This is a genomic window from Candidatus Poribacteria bacterium (assembly GCA_009839745.1).
Classification (GTDB): Bacteria; Poribacteria; WGA-4E; order WGA-4E; family WGA-3G; genus WGA-3G.
Genome location: VXPE01000111.1, coordinates 42,590 through 66,787, shown reverse-complemented (window position 1 = coordinate 66,787; position 24,198 = coordinate 42,590). Strand labels below are relative to the sequence as shown.

Genomic DNA, 24,198 nt, shown 5'->3' with positions numbered 1-24,198 from the left:
GATAGCTACTTAGTGGCTGCGGTCAACCACTCTGGGAACACCGAAGTATCCCTCTGCAGCTTCAGGGGCATTCGCAAGCACCTCTTCGCGGGGGTATGAGGGTTTGACAACATCCGGCTTGGCGACATGAGATGCCTCAGCCTCCGACCCCATAATAAAAACTTGATGTGGGTGGATGTGCGATGTCGGTGGCACATGATCCGTCTCGAGCTCATTCAATTTCCCGATGTAGTCCAAAATGCGGGCAAGCTGCTCAGTGAAGTGTTCTGTCTCTTCTTCGTTAAACTCAAGACGCGCCAAATTTGCGACATGGCGGACACCTTCAACGGTAATTGTGGTTGCCATTTTTCGTATTTTATTCCTCACTAATAGTCAGATATTGTCAAGGGTGTAAGTGATGGGTCAAGTCGTCTTGTTGTACCCCCACGACTAAACCGAACGGTGACATAAACGCCATGCCCCGATCTACTGATTTTTGTTATCTTTCCCCTTCCGAATTGCGGATGGAGAACAATCTGGTCAACCTGATAATCCACCACATCTTCAGAAACGACCTCATCCAGACTTCCTGATTGGCGGAAAGGAGATCGGTATCGATCCACATGCTTGACGAGATGTTCTGGAATTTCAGAGATAAAACGAGATGGGCTGGGATACAATGTCTCTCGAAACATTCTGCGTTCACTTGCATGCGAGAGATAAAGCTGCTCCATTGCCCGTGTGATTCCAACATAACAAAGTCGACGTTCCTCTTCTATTGCGGCTTCCATTGCCTCATCAATAGAGCGTTTATGCGGGAGATACCCCTCTTCCATCCCGACGATGAAAACAAACGGAAACTCCAAACCTTTCGCACTGTGCAGGGTCATCAACGTCACCATATCGGTGGTGTCGGTCTCCATAGCATCTATATCCGCCGTGAGTGCTACGTTCTCCAAGTAATCTGAAAGGGTCGGTTCAGGCGTGCTCTGTTCATATTCGATAACGGCGTTAATCAATTCCTCAATGTTTTCAACGCGGTTCTGCGCTTCAATTGTCCGCTGCGCCTTTAAATTTTTAAGGTAGCCTGTTACTTTCAGCACATGATCGAGGGCATCAGCGGGTAGCATAGCAGCATCGAAATCGTCAAAAATTTTGGCGAAGCGTTGCACTTTCGTCTGAAGGCCGCGGTTAATCGCGGTGATTTCGTCGACGCGCTGGATAGCTGCAAAGAGAGAGATTCCTTGGCGTGCCGCAAAATTCATGAGCCGGTCAAGCGTTGTCGCCCCGATGCCCCGACTCGGCACGTTGATGATACGTCGAACACTCACAGAGTCGTTGGGATTGCAGACCACACGGAGGTAGGCAAGGAGGTCTTTGATCTCCATTCGATCATAGAAACCGACTCCTCCGACAATCTGATACGGAATGTCTGCCGCGCGGAACGCCTCCTCAAAGATTCTGGACTGGGCATTGGTTCGGTAAAAGACAGCAAAATCTTTGTAATCCACACCTTCAGCGTGCCAATCCTCAATCTGCGTGCCGACGTAACCCGCCTCGTCGTTTTCGTCCATCGCTTCGTAGCAGGTAATGGGTTCGCCCATGTCGTTATCTGTCCAGAGCCTCTTTGCTTTTCGCGCTTTATTGTTGTGGACAACACCCCATGCGGCATCCAAAATATTTTGCGTGGAACGATAGTTTTGCTCCAAACGGAGGACGCGTGTGTTCGGATAATCCTTCTCAAAATCGAGGATATTCCGGATGTCCGCACCACGGAAAGCGTAGATAGATTGGTCATCGTCTCCGACGACACAGATATTCTGTTTCGTGCCAGTCAATAAGTTTACCAGCTCATACTGACATCGATTCGTATCCTGATACTCATCAACGAGTATATACTCAAATTTGTTCTGATAAAATTGACAGACTTCGGAATTTTCATTCAGGAGTCTCACCGTGAAAAGTAACAGGTCATCGAAATCAAGCGAGTTGTTCAAACGCAGTGCATCTTGATAGAGCACATAGACCTCCGAAACGATTCGCTCGAAATAGCCATCTGCGATATGCCGGTACGCCTCCGGTGATATAGACTCATTTTTCACACGACTGATATGGCTGAGGATCGCGCGCGGGTTGTACTGCTTGTCACTATAATTCAGCTGTCGGAGTACATCTTTGACGAGTGTAGCTTGCTCTCCCGTATCGAAGATGGTAAAGTCGCGGGTATAGGCGTGGTCTCTGGATCGAGACACGCTTTCAGTTTCCGCATTCTTGCCCAATTTCTCAATATCTCGACGGAGTATACGCGCACAGGTGGCGTGGAAGGTTGCTACCCAGAGGTCGCGGCTAACACTGCCTTTCACGAGTACATCCAGCCGATCTTTCATCTCTTTTGCTGCCTTGTTCGTAAAAGTTACAGCGAGAATACGGTAGGGAGAGACGTCGTGGTGTTCGAGTAGATAGGCGATGCGGTGTGTGATGACGCGCGTTTTTCCGCTGCCTGCACCGGATAAGATGAGGAGTGGTCCTTCGGTATGTTGGACGGCTTCGCGCTGGACTTCATTTAAGGAACTTAATAGGTTATCGGTCAATGGTTACCTCTTGCCTGGTTGTATTCGGGGAAAGCGCGCTTTGTAATATATCCTTGCAAGTGGTGCGTTATAGTCCCGAACTTCATTTCATAAAGTATACACGATTTCGGTTAATTTTGCAAGGGGAAATCCATATAAACACAACCCGTTACATTTAGGCGTTAAAACCATCTTCAAGAAGATAGGGAATTGAACTTATTGGCTTTTCATAATTTTATTTAAGTCCCAAACCAAAACCGTACCGTCCTGACTTCCACTTGCAAGAATTTTACCATCAGAGGAAAATGTCAACGCTTTAACCCAGTTGTTATGTTTAGACAAGGTTGTTATAAGATTTCCGGTATCCACTTCAACCCTATCACTGTGTTTTTGAAGCAACCTAATTTCTTTCCCAGAATGAGCGTCATACAACCAAACCCCGATCGAACTTGCTACTGCTATCAAGTCGCCATTTGGTGAATGTTTTAGGTCGTAAATTTGCCCTTTCCCAAGACGAAGCGTAGCATTTTCAGGGATCCCCCACTTCATGTAATCCTGAGCAAACCCACTTAGAGAAAACAGAACTGAGACTAACAATAAGGCAATAATTAGGACATTTTTCATAGATTCTTCTTTAAGAACTCACATAGTCTCTACTCTGAATAAAGAGATCAATGGACATAAATTTCTTATCCTTCCACCCGTTCTTGAACAACGGAAATTGTTGACTTCAACTTCTGTGCCACGAACGCGTAAAGGCTCATCCCTGATTTTTCGGCTTCGTGCGTCAGGGCATGATAAAGTTGCGCATCAATGGCGACTTTGAACGGTGTCTCATCCTCTCCTCGAGCAGGTGCTATCGGAATGGATTCACGATGTTTTTGATAACTCTCTTTGACCCCTTTCCAAGCCATTGCGAGTTCTCTCAATGCTCCCTCCGGTGTATCTGAAAACGCCGACACATTGGGCATTTCAACGAAATGGGCTAAGTAATCACCATCCTCGTCAAGAAATATGTTCACGTTAAATCCATCAAATACATCTTTTTTACTCATTTTGCGTCTCCTGATCATATTGCATGAGAAATTCTTTCACCTGATATCCTTTCGCTTGTCCTCTCTTAGACTGAACTGGTAAACGATATCGATAAGGCGAGTACCAGATGCGGTGACTTCCTGTCTGATGGTCAAAGATCCATCCACAACGGGCAAGTAAGGATTCAAACTCACGAAAACTCAAACCGTTCGGGCTATTTCTTGCTTTTGCTAACAGTCTGTCCCTTCGTCTCATACAGATCCGATCCACTTAAGTTTACAGGTTTTCAGGCAATATTGCAACCGTATCCCAATACCTCTCAGATGAGGTATTCCTTCAAGAACTGTCCAGTATAGGAGGCTTTAACTTTCGCAATATCTTCAGGTGTGCCGTGTGCCAAGACTTTCCCACCTTTATGCCCGCCCTCCGGGCCGAGATCGATGACATAATCAGCGGTTTTGATAACATCAAGGTGATGCTCAATCACCAGCACGGTATGCCCACTATCAACGAGACGATTGAGACTGTCTAAGAGTTTCTGCACGTCTGCGATGTGGAGTCCTGTGGTGGGTTCATCTAAAATATACAGATTATGCTTGCCTCGCTTGATTTTGCCGAGTTCGCTTGCCAACTTTATCCGTTGTGCTTCTCCACCAGAGAGGATCGTAGCAGGGTGACCAATCTGAAGATACCCCATACCGAGTTGGTAAAGAACATTCAATTTATGATGAATTAACCGCTGATCAGCGAAAAACGTAACGCCTTCCTCAATTGACATATTGAGGATCTCAGAGATATTCTTTCCGTTGTAAGTAACATCAAGCGTATCCTCATTATAGCGCGCCCCTTTACAGGTTGGACAAACGACTTCAACATCCGGCATAAAGTGGAGTTTGGTAGTAATTGTGCCTTCGCCGTGGCACTCCTCACAGCGTCCACCTTTGACGTTGAAACTGAATCGGGATGCAGTATAGCCCCTCTCAAGCGAGAGTGGAGTACTGGCGAAAAGTTTGCGAATATTATCGTAAAATCCGATATAGGTAGCAGGATTTGAGCGCGGTGAACGTCCAATGGGGGACTGATCGATGTTGATAACATCACTCAGATGCTGGTGTCCCTCCAATTCTTCATGTGCGCCATAGAGTGTGCGACTGTCATGGTAAAGGGAATGAAGCCGCTTGTAGAGAATTTCGTTAACGAGTGTGCTTTTGCCTGAACCAGAAGCCCCCGTGATGCAGATAAGTACACCGATCGGAATATCAACGTCAATGTTCCTAAGATTGTTTTCACTGGCACCCGTGATGCTCAAGAATGTCCCATTCAAGTTACGACGTTTTTCGGGGAGCCGAATCTCTCGTTGGCCACTCATATAAAGACCCGTCAGAGATTCAGGGCAATCAACAATGGTTTCGAGTTCACCTTGGACAACGATCTGTCCACCGTGGATACCCGGTCCGGGTCCGAGTTCAATAATATGATCAGCGGCGCGAATCGTGCTTTCATCGTGTTCAACAACGATAACGGTGTTGCCAATGTCCCGCAACTTTCGGAGGGTCTCTATCATCTTGGCATTGTCTTTTGGGTGTAAGCCGATACTCGGTTCGTCGAGGACATAGAGCATGCCCATCAATCCGGATCCGATCTGTGTGGAGAGACGGATACGCTGCGATTCACCGCCAGAGAGCGTCGCAGAACGGCGATTGAGATTTAGGTAATCGAGACCGATGCCGAGCAAGAGATTAATCCGAACGACGAGTTCTTTAATAACGCGGCTGCCTGCCTCTCGCTGCTTTTCGGGAATATCCGTGATAGTTAGCAAGAAATCCCGTAATTCTTCAAAGTGCAACTCACCGACCTCGTGAATTGTTTTCCCCTCAATCGTAACGAGAAGCCGCTGTCGTTTGAGTTTCGCGCCATGGCAATCAGGACAGGTGCGTTCTACCATTACTTTTCGGAGATACTCCTCCATACCCGAGTGCGCCTCGCCTTGTTTTCGGTAACGTCGATAGTGCCTATCAATCCGCGTAATGATCCCATCAAAACGGATTTTCCGACCGAGATGGCGTCTTTCAACAGGTCGTGCGCCTTCCGGTTGCAGGATCGGAAATTCTTCGCCGTGTGTGCCGTGATAGAGGATATCAACCACCTTTTCTGGAAGGTCTGCAAAAGGAACGTTCAGGTCGAACCCGTAGTGTCCAGCGAGACTGTACATCGTTCTCCCATCCCACCTATCGGGATCGTAGTTAAACGCTTGGTGGACGAAGGCGCCGTCGGCGATACTCCGACTTTTGTCAGGAACGAGTAGGTCCGGATGCACCTGTAAATAGGTGCCGAGTCCCGAACAGGTTACACACGCCCCCGTGGGTTCATTAAAGGTAAAGTGATGGGGTCCCAACTCAGCCATAAGGACACCGTGCTTCGGGCATCCGAAACCCTCTAATAACGCTGTTGCATCAGTTTCGTCACCCTCTGGCAACTGCCCATCAAAACGCATGAATCCTTCGCCGACAAGCATGGCGTGTTCAAGGGAGGCAAGCACCTGTTTGTCAATATCTTTTTTGACAAAGAATTTGTCAACGATAACTTGGATGTCATATTCCTGATCTGGATCGAGTTCAATTTCTTCGCTGATGTCGTGTTCAATGCCGTCAATTCTGACGTGTCTGCACCCTTTCGTCCGGATGTCGTCGAAGAGATAGTCATAATCTTCGCCGTAGATTTTGAAGACTGGGGCGTGAATTTCAACTTCAGTGCCTTCTGGCATTGAGAGCATACGTTCTAAGATCTGATGATGCGAACGGATCGGGATTTCTGCCCCACAATACGGACAGTGCGCGATCCCGATAGTTGCGAAGAGCATACGGAGGTAGTCTTGCAAATCGGTCATCGTGCCGACGGTAGAGCGCGGATTCATCGTGATCGTTTTCTGTTCAATAGAAACGACTGGGGACAACCCATCAATGAAATCGACATCAGGTTTTTTGAGTTGTGTGATAAAGCGCTTGGCGTAAGTGGACATCGACTCCAAGAATCGACGTTGTCCCTCGGCATAGACGGTATCAAACGCCAACGAGGATTTACCGGAACCGCTAATCCCTGTGACAACGACGAGTTTGTCTCGCGGGATCTCAACTTCGATGTTTTGTAGATTATTTTCTCGGGCACCTTTAACGGCAACAGTCTGTCTCATGGATACCTCCTATTTTTTTATTACTGAATTTCTGCTCTGATTGGTCTTACGGTCCAATCAGGTTTCTGCAAAGAACTATCTATTTTTACGGACTTGTACGGGAAAAGTTACCAATCGTCTTGAGACCCAGCGAAAACGTGACTGCAACGAAGGCGCGATCGGTGTAAAACTTAATAGTTAGGAATACCTATAGAAACGGATTATTTGCATCGAAATAGTATGCGGGTTCTTCTACGGAAGTTTGGCTGTCCTTTGTCAAACGGATGGGTGCTGAGAACTGTTCAATGACCTCTTTCTGTGCAAGCCATTCACACGCCAATTCAAAGGCGAGTTGACGGCTACCGAAATGGGTATAGATGTCGGTTATCGTGCGCTCCTCACCCGATTCTTCTAAGAAATCGAGCAACGGCTTGAACAGTGTTTGTAGATTATCCTCTAAATACGCGTCAATCCGTTCAAGGGCATCGCGAAGTATTGTCTCGTCTTTCGGCTTATCTATCAGATCCATGAAAACGAGGTTGAAAAAGGAGGGGTTGTGCGCAACTGCTTGATAAATTACCTTGCGTCTCGGGGTTTCGTTGTGCAGAAGGACTTCAATACGAGCCAACTCCCTGACCGCATACGTCAGGTAAAGAAATGTGTAATCGATATCGTGCTTGAGGTGGAACCACTTTTCGGCTTTTGCGAGGATAGCTGCCACGTTGGCGGCGGCATTGAGAAGTTGAGAGTGTTTATCCCGCTCACCGACCTGCAGACAGGAAGGGTCACCCACACTGTAAGGGCGAGATAACCTCGCCCCTACGGAAAAGAGACTGTCCCTAGAAAAAAGGACACGACTTTCGGCGAGAATCGAATGGAGTGAACTCCCTTGTAGCGTTCCCTCCAACAACTTTCTATAGTCGCTGCGGGTGTGGAGTTGAACTCGGAAGGGAATCCCATCTTCGATTAACTGATACGCCTTCTGCTTGAATTTCGTTCCATCTCTTAGGATGAGCGTGAGGTGAGGTGTGGTTTTCTCCCAGACGTTGTCTTCGGCGAGATTATTGGTGAGAACTGCGGCGAGAATGTACATGTCCTCTCTGAGCGTGTCCGTTAAACTGTCCAATGCCTGGTGAATCTGTGCGTGGCTGTTCGCTTTTAGCTGTCCCTGAGAAGCATCGCTTGCTCCGACAGTTCCATCGTAATAGTAAGCAGGTTCTTCCACAGAGACCTGACTCTTCACTGTGAGTTTGATGGGCATCGCGATTTGTCTGATAATCCCCTTCCAAGCCAACCATTGACAGACGAAATCGAACGACTCTTCATCAAATTCGGAGTCCTCATCATTCTTGCCGTGTGCACTGCGTCCTAAGTCTGCGTTCAATTCGGTATTTGTGCGCGGTGTTTTCTCCTCACTGAGATACTCAAGAATCGGTTGGAAGATAAATTGTCGCGCATCCAGATAAGCGTTGATTGCATATAGTGTGTCCTGAATAACCGCTTCCGTCTTTTCACAGTTGATTAAATCCGTATAGACCTGATTAAAGAAATCTGGATTGTAACGGAGTGCGGGTTGAATCACCTCGCGTGCAGGGATTTCATTGTTCAAAATCACTTCCAACCGTGCCAATCCTTGCACGACATTCAAAAGCGATAAGAAACAGGTAAGGCAATCTTTGTTGACGTAAAACTGCTTTTCAGCATAGACGAGACTCGGCAGTATGCTGGCGATGACGTTGAGCAGTTGGAACTGTTTATCGCGTTCACCGATGTTGGTGCGGCTGGCGTTTTTATCATACCACTCTTGGATGGAGGCATCGTGCGAAAAGAGGAGTGTGCTATGTGAGAAATAGGAGTGCATGAAGGAGCCCTGCTGTGCGCTCTCTATTGTCTGCTTAAAAGCGTTACGTGGGGTTACATTTGCGTGGATATTGACCCCGTTTTCAACGAGCGAAAAGAAAGATTGCGTTGGACGAATCGCGTCTCTGCCGATGAGTTCTACATCGAGGTCGGATTTTTCCCATACTTGGGCATAAGAGAAACTGCCTGCAACAATAGCGGCGAGGATATAGGGATCCTTCTGAACCTTTTCAACAAGCAGATCCACGGCTTCGCGATACTGTTCTTCGATAACGTCTTGGGATTGCATGGGGTTCTCCTATTTCGGCGCAATTGGAAGTCGAATTTCGGTCTAAAAACAGGAATTTTTCCACTATTAATTATACTACAACTCTGTTAAGAATGCAAGTCAATTTTATGAAAAAACAGGGCATTTTTTGTCTGAATCGCGGATTGGCGCGGATGATACGGATTCACGGATTTTTGGGGAATCCTTCTGTCTCATCTACGGATAAATCGGGGTGAGGAACCCTCCCATAAGGCAACGGAAAGGTGAATGTCAAAACTTTAGACATTCTGATAACACATATCAAGATCAGGTATGTCGGGTCAGGACGGTTCTTTTTCTGTGGCAGTTCATGAGAGCCAGGGAATGTGTTGATTTTCCAAGTAAGGCGTGAGGTATTCTCGGAGTTGGAGGGGGGCGTTGCGGAGGTGTGATTTGTCGGCAAATAGTATTTAGGGAAAAAGATATGCACCTACACTAAACTTCAACACGGACAAAGGCGAGGAACGCTCCCGATAGGAGAACTATGACAAATAGCGTTAACAACAACAGATCCACCGCCGCTGAATTGAAATCCCTGCTAAGGCTCAGCGTATCTTCAAATTTTGGGACTGCCTCTATAGGGACAGACTTCTGCGACATACCCTCACGAACACCAAAGATATGGAGACTCTCTGGATCGGTTCTGTCGGTATCAATGATGAATTCCCGGAATTGCCGAGCATAAAATTGAACATTCTCTAAGAACTGCAGATGCCGCTCGAAACCCGTTCCGGCGAACGACTCAAGGAGATGCTGGAAAATCGTGACAGGTGAAAGAAGGGTGATAGCACGCGCCCGGTTCATTTGAGAAATTCGCTGCTTTAGGTGTTCTTCGCGCAACTGTTCCTGCTGTTCCGCTTCTTTGATGACAATCTCACTGCCCAACTGTATCTCTTGGGTCGAATTCTCACTCATATCACGCCGGCGAGCACGGTATTCGGCCAGAATTTCACGATAAAGTTGCCAAGAACGTTCAGACAATCCGTGCGTAGACTTAGGCGATGCGGAACCACCCGCAATGGAAACAAGTGTATTCGGCATAAAAACCACAAGGGTAACCCAAGTCAACAGAAGTATCACAAGACTGACTGCGCTCCGCTGCACACGCGCAGATACGAGTAAACCTAACGCCAGAAAGAGACAGGTGTACACAAGCGCGATAAAGAAGATAATACCTAAACGTCCCCACGTATCTGCGTCAAGGTAAACATCACTTGATGTAGAGATTACCAACAGGTTCGCCAACACCGAGAACGTGAACGGGATACTAACACTTATCAATGCTCCTAAAAATTTGCCGATCAATAGTGTATGCCTCGAAATTGGATTCGCCAAGGTCAATCGTAGGGTACCGCGTTCGCGTTCACCGGAGATAGCATCAAACGTAAAAAGGAGTGCGATGAGGCTTAAAACGTAGCCAATAATGAATCCCCAATCCACTTTGGTAACCTCTGGACGGACATTATTCACATTAGGAGTGACAGACGGATATGTCAGTATCCAGAAACTTTCTAAAGTGCTGGTGCTCCAACGGTGGCTGATAGAAGTATGGTCCGCCAAGAAGATCTCCCCGCCTTCGGCGCAGAAACGGAGCGATGACGGTTTTTTGTAAAGATCTCCAGGGCCCTTTTGCGCAAGTCTGTATAAACTCTCTTCGGCGTAAGGGTTTAAACGGTTTTGGTATGCGGCGACACCTTCGCGATACTTCTGAACCCGTCCTGGGTGCTCCCGGAGATGCACAATGGCGTTCGTCAGCATCAAGCCGATCAGGAACACAGTTGTCAGCGCGAAGCGGAGACTGTTGAGATTATCGCAGAGCTCACGTTTCACAATATGCCACATATTTTTTATGTTCCTTGCGAGTCGTTCAGGCCATCTTTAGGAAAACGATTTTCTTCGTATATCCAACCCGCCTGTTAGTTGGGCTTACCTTCATTGGACACGTCTATCAGCCAAAGGTCTGTTGAGTATCAGACAAGAATAGTCTGTGGTAAGCAGCAGAATCGCAACTGATACAAGAATTAACTGATGACAACCATTCTATATTTCACTCCTGATGAAAACCAGAAATATCACGATGAAAAGAATGACATTAAGCATAAGAAGTATACCTACATCCGGTAATGCTCGCTCGGCATTTGTCTTCACATCAACCCTCTGAAAAGAAAATTGTGGGAAACTACTCCAATCTGGCGTGCCCTTTTCCGCTGTAAACCACTGTAGAGATCCGAACACATCTTTATCGTAGAAATAGTCAATCACCTGCTGTCTGTATCGCCTCACAGCATTGAAAAAATCTCTGGTGCCCAGCAAGTCCGTCCCTGCCCACGTTTGTGTTGCAGCATCATAGAGGCCGAGGGGTGAAAGTTTCAACCAGATACGCTCCACATTTGCGGGCTGGATGTAGATGTCTTCGAGTGCGGGCTTGCGGATGCGCCACGTTCGTTCTGCTGTATCAATAATTAGCGGACCGAGGAAACGGAAATAATGCTGTGCGTGAAGAACCTTGGGTTTATATTCTTCTTCCTTACCGCCGAGTGCTTCAAACTCTATATGGACTGTGTAGGTATATGATAAGTCACGAGGGTTACCACTAATACTCGGATCAAAGAGGAATCCAACCCCCGGAAGATCAAAATGCCAAACTTCACCTGGAAAGTCGTCAGTGGCAAGGAAGTGTTTGCGCTCTCTGTCAAATTCCTCCCATATCTGTTCAATTTGGTTGAAAGCAGATGCCTTACGTGCTTGCGGAGCCTCAGGACGCGGGATTATAGCAAGAATCACGTTTGGATAGATAAGCACCAAAAAACCCCAGATAAACATAGAGAACATCAATGCCGTGCTCGTTCTACGAGCCGCCGCCGAAATCAGGAATCCAATGAGATAGAATACAGAAAGATACAGGATAGATGTGAAAACAATTCCTCCGATCCGTAGAAAATCATCGGTACTCAGAAAAATGGCGGTAGAGGTCGTTAACAAAATAACCGCGAGAAGTAGACTCATTAGCAACGGCACAAGTAAGCAGAGCATCGCACTGATGTATTTTGCGAGGAGGATATGTCCGCGACGGACGGGATGCGTCAAAACAAGACGCAATGTCCCGCGTTCATATTCTCCCGTAAGTGCATCGTAGGCGAAAATCAATGCTAATAAGCTAACCGTAATTTCAAAGACAAAGACGATATCCATTGAGGCAAACATGCCCATAAACGGATTATCCGACTCGCGTATGTAACTATCCCACAGCGATGGAACAGATCCATAAGATATCGGGACCAAGCTTCCGAGTCGTTTATCGAATCCAGCATTGAATATGCTCAACGGGTTGGGAGGACGGTCAACGTATACATCACCCGCTGAATAGGTAATTTTCTCCTGTAGCTGCCGTTGATGCCTCTTGACAGCATCGTTGTAGTTTACTAAGCGTTGCTCGTAGTGACTGATGAGCACAGCGGTATTGGCGACCACAAGCAACAGCATAATCAAGACGGTTGCAGCGAATCGGAACGTCATCAGATTGTCAAGGAGTTCTCGGCGGATAAGCGTTGTTAGCATAAATTATTCTTCAATGCATATGTGTACAAGATACACATCTGAAAAGACATCTTTTGTCCACAAGTTGATGCCTACCGGAGTTAAGGCGATATTAAATTTGCCACCTCATCATCAGTCAGCTGATAAACAAACATAGTATAGCCAATCCTAGCGTCGGGTTCCCTTTGTTTAAGGCGATTAAGCAAGGCTATTCCTTGAAAACCTCTTAACATGATGCGTTCTTCCTTTGTCGGAGGGGCTTCATAGGTGGTTTTATATAGGTTCTGAGATTTGGGTTCCCGAAGTCCTTTGTTATATAAACTGATCTTGTGATGTAAGGTAGCCCACTGCTCAGAATCCATTGGATAGAGGAACGAACTATCAAGGATATACCCACCAAACAAATAGGTTAAACTCACGATATAACGTCCACCTGATAGTGGATCTAAGAGTGCATCGGTTGACTTAGGTTGGGCATAAGGTAAGACAATCCACCGATCATCAATACCATAAGATGACAGAAAAGAGCTTCCAAAGTACTGTATCCAGACCTCCTGATCTTCTTGTTCTTCAAGATATGCTGCCAAAAGCGGCAGGTCTTGACCCCAATCCAAGTTTGAGTCAACGAGATGTTTGTATCCATTCTTTGAACCCCCAGCGAATTCATTGAAGTAAGCCAGCGAATCTCGACTCTGATAAAAAAATATAAACCCCAGCCATAGCAGCAGAAAGCAAACAGCATAACGAAGCATTTTACTTTTTTCAAAGTGTAACGTGCTTAATCCTACCAGAGAGATAAAGCAGGGATAGATAGGAAGGATGAGACGAATGCCTACGTTATAGGAAGAGGACATGGATATTCCAAAATAAAAAACGAGCGAGGTGTTTTGTCTCTCTGATATGTCGTAAGCGTTTGGCTTCGCTCCATTGTTGATAAACAAACGGACCTACAACAATAACAGTAAGAATCAGCGTAAGTAATATGTATTTTTTCACAAAAAAACTCAGTTTCTCCGATGCGTTTGAAATAAATAGGTGTTAGTTTCTTGGCTGGCTCTTCGGTTCACCTTTGAGTTCGCCCCAGTGTGTCAGCATTTTACCTGTTGCCTCAACGGCATGAAAACCCGTATCATATACGAGAACGTCTCGAACAAATATTATACCTTCTCCATAACCTCCGAAAACATAAATCTTGCCGGTGACCACCGCAGCATCAATAGGACTCAGGGGACTCGGCAGTTCTGGAATAGTGTCCCATGCCTCTGTTCGCGGATGATATACATCCACTTTCGCTAAATACTCACGCGGGAGGATCAGAGGACGAAAACCTCCAATGAGATAAATCTCATCTCTTACAACAACTGTTGAGAACCTCGATATGAGGGCTAACATATCCGGCTTCTGCTGCCATTGAGAACTTATCGGGTCATATTCCTCAATGACCCTCAGATGAGGCCCAGCACCCGCAGGGGGCCATCCAGCACCCCCCATGACATAAAGACGATTGTTGACGACAGCCACACCTCCCGGACCCCGCCGGGTCGGCATGTTCGGAGCTGTCCCCCACAGATCCGTCGCTGGATTATAGACATCAACCCGGTCCATCCGTTGTTTATGTCCCCCACCGAAGCCCGTCGCACCGCCGATGAGATAGACTCTTCCAGCAACCACACCCAATCCAAAGTTGACACGAGAAATCGGCATATCTTTTTTTTGGATCCATCTATTATTCTTCGGATTGTATGCCTCTACATGAACTGGGAATTTCATATTCCCAATTTTGTTATCTTTCCCACTTGCCCCCCCGAAGACATAGATGATCCCATCAACGACTGCAACTCTAGGATACTCGCGTGGCGTTGGCATGTCTGCACGGGGCCGCCACGTATTGGTTTGCGGATTATACTCCTCAACGGTTGAAATTCCAAAGGGCCCTGGATTTCTTATTCCTCGCTTCACGTCTTCAATCAGGCTGCCCCCTATGAGATACACCTTATTATCCACGACAGCTGTGGCGAATCCCCTTCTCTCAGTGGGGAGCTGCGTGATGTGTTCCCACGCCTCCTCCGCAAAAGACGCTATTGGCATCCGCAAAAGAATGAAAACAATGCTACCAATAATGATACCTTTTTTGGAATTAAACACGCTTAACATCGATTATCCTCCCCTGTTTAATGGCTATCAAATAACGTGAGTTGAAGAAAAAATAAGAGTGTTTTATAGAAAGATCCCTCTGGTATAATGAGTTAAACTAAACCTTAACCCACAGGAGTTCTCCCCTGTCTATTGCATCACTTTTCTGCAAGATTGACAATTTTTTCTGGCACTTGAAACATATAAGGCACAACACCAACTTCCCAGGACGGACTGCGAAAAACGCGGACATCCTTGAAGACCCCATCTCAGCGAGGTAATGACGATCTTGGTTCACTTTCATCAAAGTCAGTATCGGACCTTCAAGGACTATTATCTTAGAGAAGTCTGCCTGCCCTTGCGTTGGACGTTTCTAAACTTGGTGAGTTATAACCGGTTCGTCGCACTCAAGTCAGAGGTGATGTTTGCGTTGTCTGTTTACCTTTACACCCGCTTGGGTGTCGGTGAGGGGTTTTCTTTCATAGATTCAACACGGTAAGTTACTCTAGGTTTATCTAACATCCGGCAATACCGATGGGCAATACCAATGACAGACCCCCTGTTATGGAGTTAGTCCGTCCCGTATTTGGCAAACTTTACGCAGATATCTGCGACATCGCTTGCATTGCCAGAGACTTACCGAAAGCCGATGGTTATAGCGATGACTCGGCACTTTATCAGGCACACCCTCTCCTTTGCGAGCATAAGCATAGGGGCGGAAATCTTCTCGGGTGAAACCCGTCTCGTCAAGATAAGCAGACTTTTTGCCATGGGTTTGTATCTCTTGTTGAAGCCTTCAGAGATACTCTTGGCGTTTCACGGGACACTGTTCTTTATAGGTCTGCGTTTTTTTTTCGCGTGATATTCAGCTTCGACAAGGCATAAGAGATGCCATGTTGAGAAACACCGAAGTATTTGGCGCGTTCGGTGAGGGTGTGATCCGGAAAATCAGCAACATGTTGCCGAAGTGCCTCGTAATCAATGCGGTGGGGACCCTTGGGCCCCGGCTTCTCAGCGGCAAAGGGGTCTTTGGCTTCTAACGAGTTATAGATCGTCCGTCTTGAGACGCGAAACGTTCGTTCCGCAGCGGCTTTACTGCCACCGGCGTTGATGAAATCGAGCACGCGTTTGCGTAAATCTGTTGAATATGCCATAATCATAGAGCATAACATAAACCCCAGAAAATGTAAACTTATTTTCGGAGTCTACTATAACAACATCACTGAACATCTGAGATCTATTCAGACTTGAATTCTTCATACATTTTTTTTGCGTCTAAGTACCTATCCGTATTTGCCTTATTTGGGAATAAATGAGCAACAGCCTTGTGATAATTCAGGTGTTCCTCTAAAGATAAATCAAGTGTATACGCTTTACCTTTATTCTGATCCAATAATGCTTCAAAAGGGAAGTATTTTAAATATGTATGAACTTCCGGGATATCTCCATGCTCAGCAATAAGGTGTTTTCGGTTATTCGCTATAATCTGTTCAATAGACAGATCATTCACATCTGTTTCTTGCTGTTCACTTTCTTCAGTTTCATCTGCTTCTTGCTCAAGAGGTGTAAATGGAGAAGTGTCGTATAAACTATCAGACTGACCTAGTATTTCAAAAGTATCTAAGTCCTTTGTGTTATCACCTTGCAAAGATTCTGATACATATTCATCGGGTTCTTCAATATGTTCAGTTTGTTGGGGCTGTTCTGGATTCTCAGATTCTACCTGTGATATTTCACTATCATTATCAGTTAAATCTTGTTCACTCACAGGTGTTACATGCCTTTTCTCAAAGTTATCCATGAAACGTTTTGTGTCATATCTTACATACAAACTGCCGACTAAAGCACAAACAACGAGTAAAATAACAACATAAATTGCGATTCTCACCTCACGTTCTCCTTTTGTGGGGCAAGCCTATAACAACTATCTATCTGATTGTTGCTATAGGCTTTGCATGTCTATTACCCCATTTGACTGCAGTTTACCCAGTCAACATTTCTGATAGAAACGAATGTTCGCACTTTCATTTCGTCAGGACTTACGCAAATGGATCAAATATCGGACATTTGGACACAAAAAAGCAGCATTTATCATCTTTTTAACCCCCTAAATCCCCCTTATCAGGGGGACTTTAAGAAGTAGTGCGTAAGTCCTAAGAGTTTTCATAAACTGAGAGTATAACACATTTTTAAACTATTGCGTAAGTCCTATAGGACTTACGCACTGGCGTATAAACTTTCGTTTGGGTTTCCATCGCAGCTCTCCACTGCAACACCGATGTCTACACATGAGAACACCATTGAACAGGGAAGGGACACTTTTTGCATCCGTCCTGTGATAGGAATCCCCTGGGATTTGAGATATTCAAAATCTGCTTCTGTTGGGTCTTGATGCCTAACGCCTCTATCCTCTGTCTATTTTTGCCATTCGGTTAAGACAATTGACTTCCGAGTACTTTCGCTGGGAAAGAGTGAATAGCGTCTACAATCACATTTTTTCACAGACAAATTCAACTGATTTTGATATAATAACCCAAGTTTCTATACACATATCGCCCCGAAATCAACGGTATGAAGGTTTCCTTATGGCATTCCCCGGGGGCTGTCGTTGGGTGCATCGGGGTTTATTTTTCTGCAAGTTGGGTTTGTTTCAGAAACCTTCAGAAAAATCAAAGATCTCTTGAAAACCGAGCAGGAACCCGACCGAAATTGTCCAAACTATAGTGACTTACATGATTTTCAGCAGGCAAAACAGGACGTTCTCTGCGGTATTTTGTAGCGTAAACTTCAGTTTGCGCGTCCCTCCCCACCGCTTGCGGGGAGGATACAGAGGGGTATGGATGCTACGATGGAAGATCAAACGTATACAAATTCAATAGGGATGCGGTTCGTTAGAATTGAACCGGGGACCTTCACGATGGGTTCAAAGAACGCTGCGCTCTCAGACGAACTGACAGCCGGAAAAGCATACCTCCGCGACGGGGATTGGGACGAACACCCCGTGCATCAGGTAACTCTTACCACGCCGTTCTACATCGGGATTTTTCAAGTGACAAACGCCCAGTATGAGACTTATGATCCCGCACACCGAGACTTGAAGAGTCTTCAGAATACAGGTTTCTCGAAAGAAGACGATGAAGCGGTTGTGTTTGTAGATTGGCACGATGCGACGCGATTCTGCGAATGGCTCTCCGAGAAGGAGGGACTTCCTTATCGACTGCCGACCGAAGCGGAATGGGAATACGTGTGCCGTGCAGGCACAACGACCCATTTCCATACCGGCGATATACTACCGCCTGAATTCCACAAAAACGTTGGAGAGAGTTGGTACCCGGATGCCGAGCGGAGCCGTGGCACAGAAAAAATCGTGCCGCTACACGTTGGGCAAACGCCACCCAACGCCTGGGGTGTATACGACATGCACGGAAACGTAGAGGAGTGGTGCCAAGATTGGTATGGGCCCTATGAACCCGATCCACAAGTGGATCCAGTGGGCAGAAAAGCAGGTTTGTATCGCGTCACACGGGGTGGGAGTCACTCGACGTTGCTCTGCTACCTACGCTCAGCCAATCGGATGGGGGCAGTCCCAGAAGATAAGCACTGGTACATCGGATTCCGTGTCGTCTGTGGTGAGATGCCGCAGACCGCGCCGCCCCCTGCACCGAAGGTGGCGTTATGGGGACGTAACGTTAAACAAGAAAATAGGCGTGTCCCCGTGCCAGAATCCCCTTATTTCGCGGAACCACTCACTTATGTTAAAATTCCTGAAGGTTCAAACGGACCACTTTTTTCGGCGCATAACCATGTCCCGGCGATCGTGGAGTGTCCGAACGGCGATATGTTCGCGGCATGGTATTCATGTGTAACAGAACGTGGACGCGAATTGACAGTCGCTGCGAGTCGATTGCGCTTTGGTGCAACCGAGTGGGACCCAGCCGAACCTTTCTGGGGTCCGCCCGATCGGAACAATCACGCCACATCCCTCTGGCGAAACGAGAATGGACGGATTTACCATTTCAACGGACTCTCGGCAGCCGCAACGTGGGGTCCCTTAGCGTTGGTGCTACGCCACTCCGATGATAACGGTGCGACATGGTCGAAACCGCGCTTCATCTCACCTGAGCACCGCCTCCGGCACATGCCGATCGCCTCTGTTTTCCGAAGACAGGACGGCTCTATCCTCCTCGCTTGCGATGCAGTAACCGGTGGAAACGGTGGCACGGCGATATGGCTCAGTGAGGACGACGGCGACACATGGTATGATCCAGGAACAGGACAACCCATTCCCGAGTTTGCTGATGGCAAACAGGGCGGATGGATCGCTGGTATTCACGCTGCTGTGGTTGAACTCACAGATGGAAGGTTGATGGCTTACGGCAGAGGCGACACTATCAACGGACGGATGCCGAAGAGCCTTTCCGCAGATAGCGGTAGGACGTGGCATTACAGTGCGAGTCGGTTCCCAGTCGTTTCTGGCGGACAACGGTGTGTGCTGCTACGACTTCAAGAGGGACCCATTTTTCTCGCCACGTTCACAGGAGAGCGGAAAGCATTGACACCCATGCCGATTGTTGATGCTGCTGGCAATGAACGCCTCGTTACCGGACTCTTCGGGGCGTTATCTTATGACGACGGTGAAACGTGGGAGTGTATGCGTTTAATTTCAGATGATGGAGAAGACCGAGAGCTTGAGACGATGGATGGACGCCCCTTTACGATGGGGTTAAATAGCGCCGAACTCGGGGGTTACCTCGCTGTTTGCCAAGGACAGAACGGGATCATCCATCTGATTAGCAGCCGTCAACACTATCGATTTAATTACGCGTGGCTGAAGGAAAAGTTGTGAAGTGCCTAAAATGCCTAAAGTTGCTAAGTTGGTTGCTGGCACAAACTAACAGTTTATGCTACAAATATGTGCCCATCAAAGGACTATAGTAAAAAAATGAAGCTCCCCTTTTTACATCAGGAAGTAGACATCAGTCCCGATTTACGAGAAAGTAACGACATCCTTGACAACCCCGATGCCTTGCAGGAACGGATGGCAGCCGAGGGGTATCTTCTGATTCGTGAACTACACGGCAAGGACGCGATCCTCACGGCGCGTCGGCAGATTCTGGAGAAACTCGCAGCAAAAGGGATGCTCGCACCGGATACAGAATTGATGGACGGGATCTTTAACCCCGATTACCCTGAACCGCCATCAACCGGCTCAATGGGCAATAAAGCATTGACGCAGATGCCAGCATTTAAAGCCGTTGTTGAAGGTGAACCCATCATGAACTTTTTCAAACGATTCCTCGGTGGCGATGCCCGAACGTTCGATTTTAAATGGCTTCGCACGGCGGGACCTGGATCAGGTTCACCGATTCATTACGATATCGTCTTTATGGGCAGAGGCACACAAGACCTCTACTCTTGCTGGACTCCCTTTGGCGATGTGTCTCTGGACATGGGTCCGATTGTGTTCTGCCTCGGATCTAACCGATTTGAAAAGATTCGAGCAACTTATGGACAATCAGATGTGGATCGGGATCTGATTGAGGGACACTTCAGCGATAAACCGCTTGAGATCGTCGAGAAATTCGGGGGACGCTGGGCAACGACAACATTTTCAGCGGGAGACGTTATCATTTTTAGTATGTTCCTGATGCATGCTTCACTCGTTAACACCTCCGATAAAATTCGGATAACAGCAGATACGCGTTATCAGCTTGCTGCTGAACCCATTGATGAACGCTGGGTTGGTGAAAAACCGAAAGGGCATTACGCATGGAAGCAACAGGACGCGAAGATCGAATCCTTAAAAAAATCACGGCAGAGATGGGGCATTTAATCGCATGACACGTCCTCAGAAACACTTTTTCTATACAGATAGGGGTTTCTCGCTGGGACCTTATGGGTAGTTCACCTTACAAACGTTTAAAACAGTAGCCTGCAACAATACGCAGAAATACCCAAGCAAAAACACGCAGGCGGATTTGAGAAACGCACTTCAAAGATGGAACGCACGTCAGTTAACCGCAAGGAAAAATTAAAATCCAAATTTATTCCTCTTCTTCTTGTTCTGCTTTGCGCTGCTGCAATCGGCGTTGGTATCAGACATTACACAGGCAACAAACTGCCTGTCGGAACGTGGGAGGTCTACTTCAGTGAAGTCGATACGGGAGCCAGTCACTATTCCCTTGAAAAACGCCTTATTGAAAAACTGACCACTGCCGCATCGCGGGTTGATGCTGCCCTCTATCACTTGGACTCTGCACGGGTAGCCGATGGCTTAATCAAAGCACATCGCCGCGGGGTCCAGGTGCGAGTCGTCACTGAAACGGACAACATTGGTGAGGAGGCAATTGCACAATTGCAGGAAGCCGGCATCCCTGTCGCCGAGGATGGAGACCCCGACAGTTACATGCATCACAAATTCATTGTGATTGATGAGCAATACGTCTGGACAGGCTCCTATAACACGACCTATAACGGGGCATATAAAAACAAGAATAACGTAATATTCATTGATTCCGCCCCGTTGGCGTATAACTTCACACGGGAGTTCCGAGAGCTGTTCCGGCAAATGCGGGCTGAGAAACCTACTGGCGCGTCAGTTGTGCATCCGAAAGTGGCACTCAGCGACGGGACACAGATATTCACCTATTTTTCACCAGACAACGACATCCTCTCCTCGCTTGTGAAGGAGATCGAATCTGCCAAGAAGTCGATTCATTTTATGGCGTTTTCGTTCACGGAAGATACACTCGGCAGTGCGATGCGGGATCGTTTTGCGTCGGGGATTGACATACAGGGGGTGTTTGAAAAACGACAAATTAGTCAATACTCTGAATATGAACAAATGAAGGCAGCAGGTATTTCAGTGATTCAGGATAGAAATAAGGGGACTATGCATCACAAGGTAATTGTTATTGACGAGGAGACTGTGATTACGGGTTCCTACAACTTCTCCAAAAACGCCGAAGAACGCAATAGCGAGAATCTATTGATTATCAAAGGAAATCCTGATATTGCCCAAGCATACCTCGCTGAATTTGATCGAATCGTGCGCTAAGGCGTTTCACCTAATATCACTGTAGAATAGTGTTCGGTGCCATTCCTACCGATTTTAAGGTGGACCTCCGTATTCGGTCGCTTACTCACAACGCATTTTAACAACTCGTCGTAAGAGTGGACAGGGACTTCGTTAAATTCCAAGATAAGATCCTGAGGTAAAAGCCCGCCTTTGTGCGCCGGACTGTTTTCAATCACACCCGTAACAAGGACCCCCGAATCGCCAATATCAACTTCAACACCGAGCCAACCCCGCGCAACCTTCCCGTGTTCTATAATTTCTTTGGCAACGGCGCGAACCGTCTCTATCGGCATAGCAAAAGTGATTTCCTGATTCCGAGCCGCCAGCGGGGATCGAGCAAGAAATTGTGTAATGTCTACATCGTCCTGCTTCTCGAAAAGCGTGTCAAACGGAGAATGCGTAGCCGTTGGTTCCGTGAGGACTGCGAGTATCATTCCAACAACCTCCCCTGACGTGTTTAGGACTGCCCCACCGCTGTTGCCGGGTGTAACCGCCGCGTTGATTTTAATTAATTCGCGACACAATTGATTCGGCAAGGTGTCCCAACCTCCCACAATACCGAAGGAGACAATGGGACTCTGGCCATAACTGCCCCCGATTGTCACAACCCAGGAACCTGTATCAATTTTTGAAGAATCGCCCCACTTACGAGGCAACGTGAATTCGATCCATTCCTCAGGGACCGCTGGAGACCTGATCGCATTCGTTGATGGCGTGGATTTTCGCAGTGGACCTGTAGCCCGAAGCACAGCAATATCAGTGAATACATCAGTGCCGATGAGTTTTGCTGAAGACACCCTTTTATTGTTAAAGATAACCTCAATCTTACTCGGAGGCCCCATCTCGAAAGTGGTCGTCACAATGTGTCCGGCGGTGTCAATCACAATACCAGAACTGATGTTTTGGTGCATCAGTGCTAACTCTTTAGTGTTCCACGAAAGTGGGACCGGTACGCCTTGTGTTGCGACAACCTTCACAACGGTAGGGCGGGCATCCGTGACGATCCTCTGAAAATCCTTTTCAAGCCGCTGCAACACACTCTCATTGGCGAAACCGGAAACGGAGACAGAGAGGAGAAGACTCAGCGATTCGATTATCAGTAGTTGACGTTTTAATTTTCGTGCGTACATGATTTACAAACCACCCCGTGTGGACGCGTTGGTATAACTCACCTGTTTTAAGATGTAATGTTGTTGCAGTGGACGCACCGACGGTCGAGTAACATCACCCGGTAGGCGCTGCCTGCCGTTTCCCACGGCACGCCGTGTCACCACCGGTGAGGTCGCAACTTGCACTTTTTGAGACTCAGATGTTACCACAGTTGAATCGGAGTCTCGATCAAACAGGGACCCGTCTTGGTAGAGATAGGTGCCAGTTACGGCAAGAATTAACGCCAGAATGCCACTGAACGCCCATACTGGACGGCGAAATACATCCACCAGTTGCTTCCAACCTATTGTCGGGGTTCCTTTAACCCTGTTAATTTCGCCCCGCTCTTCGGCGACCCGTTGCAGCAACGTCGGCATAAAGTAGGGTGAAGGTTCAATTTGTGGCAATTGCTGGACGGTTTTAACAGATTCCTGAAATCTGGCATACTCCTGCTGACACGCCTCACACGTTGCGAGATGTTCTTCAAAACCTCGCAACGTCTGATAATCAAGTGTGTCCTCAAAATGGGCAGAGAAACGTTCCTCAGCCTGTTGGCAGTTCATAATAAACGACTCCTATGAACATTAGATAAACGGTTTTAACTTGTCTTTAAGCATAAGCCGGGCACGATTGATGCGAGATTTCGTTGTCCCGCTCCGGAGTTCCAATACCTCACTGATTTCGTCGTAACTCAGTCCCTGCAGGTCCCGTAAGACGAGAGGGAGTCTGTATTGTTCTGGTAATTCTGCGATCGCTTTTTGGAGTGCGTTGCGTAATTCTTTACGTTCAAGTTCCACTTCCGGCTGGAAAGCAGGATTCGCGGGTGCATTTGCAATCAAATCAATTTCTTCTGTGTCGTTATGCCCCTCGCTTCCGCTATTCACAACGTTATCAACTCTATATTTGTCCCGCCGTTCTCGATTTCGGATTTCATTTTTGCAAAGGTTCTTAGCGATGTGATACATCCATGTTTTAAACTGTGCCCGCCCGGGTTTATAACGATGCGCCGCTTTAAACATACGAATAAACGTCTCCTGCGCTAAATCCTCAGCGTTATCCCTATCATTGATGAACCGAGCAATGAAATTAATGAGTGGCTGCTGATGTCGGCGCACGAGAAGCGTAAATGCGCCTTCATCGCCTTTCTGGTAGCGTTCTATTAATTCATCATCTAAGTCAAGCATCAGGTGCCTCCGGAGGTGCTTATCCATAATATACACCGAACTTCAGATTTGGTTGCAAATTTTTTGGTGCATGAAAATGGAGACCGGAAATCAGATATATTATGGTGCGTGTCTTGACCTGAAAACGGGTTTTCGTGTATGATTATTTTGATAAAGCACTACACACGCCTACAAAAATTTAGCATATTTCTACAGCA

Annotated in this window: 20 protein-coding genes; 4 read left to right on the top strand and 16 right to left on the bottom strand. The window is 47.1% G+C overall.

Annotated features, from left to right (window positions below; translation table 11 throughout):
* Window positions 1-9: 9 nt before the first annotated feature.
* The 11 genes from gatC to F4X88_17265 all read right to left on the bottom strand — a co-directional run bounded on the left by gatC (window position 10) and on the right by F4X88_17265 (window position 14,611).
* A complete protein-coding gene (gene gatC, locus F4X88_17315) occupies window positions 10-345 on the bottom strand; it encodes an Asp-tRNA(Asn)/Glu-tRNA(Gln) amidotransferase subunit GatC (GenBank protein ID MYA58044.1) in 336 nt (111 codons plus the stop codon).
* Window positions 346-365: 20 nt separating this feature from the next.
* Window positions 366-2,570, bottom strand: a complete 2,205-nt coding sequence (gene pcrA / locus F4X88_17310) for a DNA helicase PcrA (GenBank protein ID MYA58043.1) — start codon at window positions 2,568-2,570, stop codon at window positions 366-368.
* Window positions 2,571-2,765: 195 nt separating this feature from the next.
* Window positions 2,766-3,173, bottom strand: coding sequence for a hypothetical protein (locus F4X88_17305; GenBank protein MYA58042.1), 408 nt, complete (start codon window positions 3,171-3,173; stop codon window positions 2,766-2,768).
* 65 nt (window positions 3,174-3,238) lie between these two features.
* Window positions 3,239-3,604, bottom strand: coding sequence for a type II toxin-antitoxin system HicB family antitoxin (locus tag F4X88_17300; protein ID MYA58041.1), 366 nt, complete (start codon window positions 3,602-3,604; stop codon window positions 3,239-3,241).
* Window positions 3,597-3,839: a type II toxin-antitoxin system HicA family toxin gene (locus F4X88_17295; GenBank protein ID MYA58040.1), complete on the bottom strand. Its 243-nt coding sequence runs from the start codon at window positions 3,837-3,839 to the stop codon at window positions 3,597-3,599. The genes F4X88_17300 and F4X88_17295 overlap by 8 nt, the downstream gene beginning before the upstream one ends.
* 64 nt (window positions 3,840-3,903) lie before the next feature.
* Entirely contained in the window at window positions 3,904-6,774 is a 2,871-nt protein-coding gene (gene uvrA / locus F4X88_17290) for an excinuclease ABC subunit UvrA (protein ID MYA58039.1), read from the bottom strand.
* Between the two features lie 187 nt (window positions 6,775-6,961).
* A complete protein-coding gene (locus tag F4X88_17285) occupies window positions 6,962-8,902 on the bottom strand; it encodes a hypothetical protein (protein ID MYA58038.1) in 1,941 nt (646 codons plus the stop codon).
* 453 nt (window positions 8,903-9,355) lie between these two features.
* Window positions 9,356-10,762 (bottom strand): ABC transporter permease subunit, encoded by a 1,407-nt coding sequence (locus F4X88_17280; protein ID MYA58037.1) that lies wholly within the window; start codon window positions 10,760-10,762, stop codon window positions 9,356-9,358.
* A gap of 198 nt (window positions 10,763-10,960) precedes the next feature.
* On the bottom strand, window positions 10,961-12,478 hold the full coding sequence (locus F4X88_17275) for an ABC transporter permease subunit (GenBank protein ID MYA58036.1): 1,518 nt from the start codon (window positions 12,476-12,478) through the stop codon (window positions 10,961-10,963).
* An 80-nt stretch (window positions 12,479-12,558) separates the two neighbouring features.
* Window positions 12,559-13,311, bottom strand: coding sequence for a hypothetical protein (locus F4X88_17270; protein MYA58035.1), 753 nt, complete (start codon window positions 13,309-13,311; stop codon window positions 12,559-12,561).
* 184 nt (window positions 13,312-13,495) lie between these two features.
* Window positions 13,496-14,611 (bottom strand): hypothetical protein, encoded by a 1,116-nt coding sequence (locus F4X88_17265; protein MYA58034.1) that lies wholly within the window; start codon window positions 14,609-14,611, stop codon window positions 13,496-13,498.
* 513 nt (window positions 14,612-15,124) lie between these two features.
* On the opposite strand from F4X88_17265, the gene F4X88_17260 reads away from it, so the two are divergent.
* On the top strand, window positions 15,125-15,325 hold the full coding sequence (locus F4X88_17260; GenBank protein ID MYA58033.1) for a hypothetical protein: 201 nt from the start codon (window positions 15,125-15,127) through the stop codon (window positions 15,323-15,325).
* A 98-nt stretch (window positions 15,326-15,423) separates the two neighbouring features.
* Here F4X88_17260 and F4X88_17255 read toward each other — a convergent pair whose 3' ends face one another.
* Entirely contained in the window at window positions 15,424-15,762 is a 339-nt protein-coding gene (locus tag F4X88_17255; GenBank protein ID MYA58032.1) for a hypothetical protein, read from the bottom strand.
* Window positions 15,763-15,827: 65 nt separating this feature from the next.
* A complete protein-coding gene (locus tag F4X88_17250; protein ID MYA58031.1) occupies window positions 15,828-16,478 on the bottom strand; it encodes a hypothetical protein in 651 nt (216 codons plus the stop codon).
* A 948-nt stretch (window positions 16,479-17,426) separates the two neighbouring features.
* On the opposite strand from F4X88_17250, the gene F4X88_17245 reads away from it, so the two are divergent.
* From F4X88_17245 to F4X88_17235, 3 genes are all read left to right on the top strand, one after another.
* The gene (locus tag F4X88_17245; protein MYA58030.1) at window positions 17,427-19,436 is read left to right on the top strand and encodes an SUMF1/EgtB/PvdO family nonheme iron enzyme; all 2,010 of its coding nucleotides are present in this window, start codon (window positions 17,427-17,429) and stop codon (window positions 19,434-19,436) included.
* Between the two features lie 96 nt (window positions 19,437-19,532).
* Window positions 19,533-20,423: a phytanoyl-CoA dioxygenase family protein gene (locus tag F4X88_17240; protein MYA58029.1), complete on the top strand. Its 891-nt coding sequence runs from the start codon at window positions 19,533-19,535 to the stop codon at window positions 20,421-20,423.
* 165 nt (window positions 20,424-20,588) lie between these two features.
* Window positions 20,589-21,647: a DUF1669 domain-containing protein gene (locus F4X88_17235; protein ID MYA58028.1), complete on the top strand. Its 1,059-nt coding sequence runs from the start codon at window positions 20,589-20,591 to the stop codon at window positions 21,645-21,647.
* Here the strand turns inward: F4X88_17235 and F4X88_17230 are convergent.
* Genes F4X88_17230 through F4X88_17220 form a run of 3 tightly spaced genes read right to left on the bottom strand, consistent with a single transcriptional unit; the run spans window position 21,644 to window position 24,028 of the window.
* Window positions 21,644-22,798 carry a PDZ domain-containing protein gene (locus F4X88_17230; protein ID MYA58027.1) on the bottom strand — a complete coding sequence of 385 codons (1,155 nt, stop codon included), beginning with the start codon at window positions 22,796-22,798 and terminating at the stop codon, window positions 21,644-21,646. The genes F4X88_17235 and F4X88_17230 overlap by 4 nt on opposite strands.
* A 3-nt stretch (window positions 22,799-22,801) precedes the next feature.
* Window positions 22,802-23,380, bottom strand: coding sequence for a hypothetical protein (locus tag F4X88_17225; GenBank protein ID MYA58026.1), 579 nt, complete (start codon window positions 23,378-23,380; stop codon window positions 22,802-22,804).
* Window positions 23,381-23,401: 21 nt separating this feature from the next.
* Window positions 23,402-24,028, bottom strand: a complete 627-nt coding sequence (locus F4X88_17220; GenBank protein MYA58025.1) for a sigma-70 family RNA polymerase sigma factor — start codon at window positions 24,026-24,028, stop codon at window positions 23,402-23,404.
* Window positions 24,029-24,198 lie beyond the last annotated feature (170 nt).

What these genes read in the sequence shown, in the direction of transcription:
- gatC (MYA58044.1), bottom strand. Translation starts at nt 345, where the DNA reads ATGGCAACCACAATTACCGTTGAAGGTGTCCGCCATGTCGCAAATTTG.
- F4X88_17305 (MYA58042.1), bottom strand. Translation starts at nt 3,173, where the DNA reads ATGAAAAATGTCCTAATTATTGCCTTATTGTTAGTCTCAGTTCTGTTT.
- F4X88_17300 (MYA58041.1), bottom strand. Translation starts at nt 3,604, where the DNA reads ATGAGTAAAAAAGATGTATTTGATGGATTTAACGTGAACATATTTCTT.
- F4X88_17295 (MYA58040.1), bottom strand. Translation starts at nt 3,839, where the DNA reads ATGAGACGAAGGGACAGACTGTTAGCAAAAGCAAGAAATAGCCCGAAC.
- uvrA (MYA58039.1), bottom strand. Translation starts at nt 6,774, where the DNA reads ATGAGACAGACTGTTGCCGTTAAAGGTGCCCGAGAAAATAATCTACAA.
- F4X88_17285 (MYA58038.1), bottom strand. Translation starts at nt 8,902, where the DNA reads ATGCAATCCCAAGACGTTATCGAAGAACAGTATCGCGAAGCCGTGGAT.
- F4X88_17280 (MYA58037.1), bottom strand. Translation starts at nt 10,762, where the DNA reads ATGTGGCATATTGTGAAACGTGAGCTCTGCGATAATCTCAACAGTCTC.
- F4X88_17275 (MYA58036.1), bottom strand. Translation starts at nt 12,478, where the DNA reads ATGCTAACAACGCTTATCCGCCGAGAACTCCTTGACAATCTGATGACG.
- F4X88_17270 (MYA58035.1), bottom strand. Translation starts at nt 13,311, where the DNA reads ATGTCCTCTTCCTATAACGTAGGCATTCGTCTCATCCTTCCTATCTAT.
- F4X88_17265 (MYA58034.1), bottom strand. Translation starts at nt 14,611, where the DNA reads ATGTTAAGCGTGTTTAATTCCAAAAAAGGTATCATTATTGGTAGCATT.
- F4X88_17260 (MYA58033.1), top strand. Translation starts at nt 15,125, where the DNA reads ATGGGCAATACCAATGACAGACCCCCTGTTATGGAGTTAGTCCGTCCC.
- F4X88_17255 (MYA58032.1), bottom strand. Translation starts at nt 15,762, where the DNA reads ATGTTATGCTCTATGATTATGGCATATTCAACAGATTTACGCAAACGC.
- F4X88_17245 (MYA58030.1), top strand. Translation starts at nt 17,427, where the DNA reads ATGGATGCTACGATGGAAGATCAAACGTATACAAATTCAATAGGGATG.
- F4X88_17240 (MYA58029.1), top strand. Translation starts at nt 19,533, where the DNA reads ATGAAGCTCCCCTTTTTACATCAGGAAGTAGACATCAGTCCCGATTTA.
- F4X88_17235 (MYA58028.1), top strand. Translation starts at nt 20,589, where the DNA reads ATGGAACGCACGTCAGTTAACCGCAAGGAAAAATTAAAATCCAAATTT.
- F4X88_17230 (MYA58027.1), bottom strand. Translation starts at nt 22,798, where the DNA reads ATGTACGCACGAAAATTAAAACGTCAACTACTGATAATCGAATCGCTG.
- F4X88_17225 (MYA58026.1), bottom strand. Translation starts at nt 23,380, where the DNA reads ATGAACTGCCAACAGGCTGAGGAACGTTTCTCTGCCCATTTTGAGGAC.
- F4X88_17220 (MYA58025.1), bottom strand. Translation starts at nt 24,028, where the DNA reads ATGGATAAGCACCTCCGGAGGCACCTGATGCTTGACTTAGATGATGAA.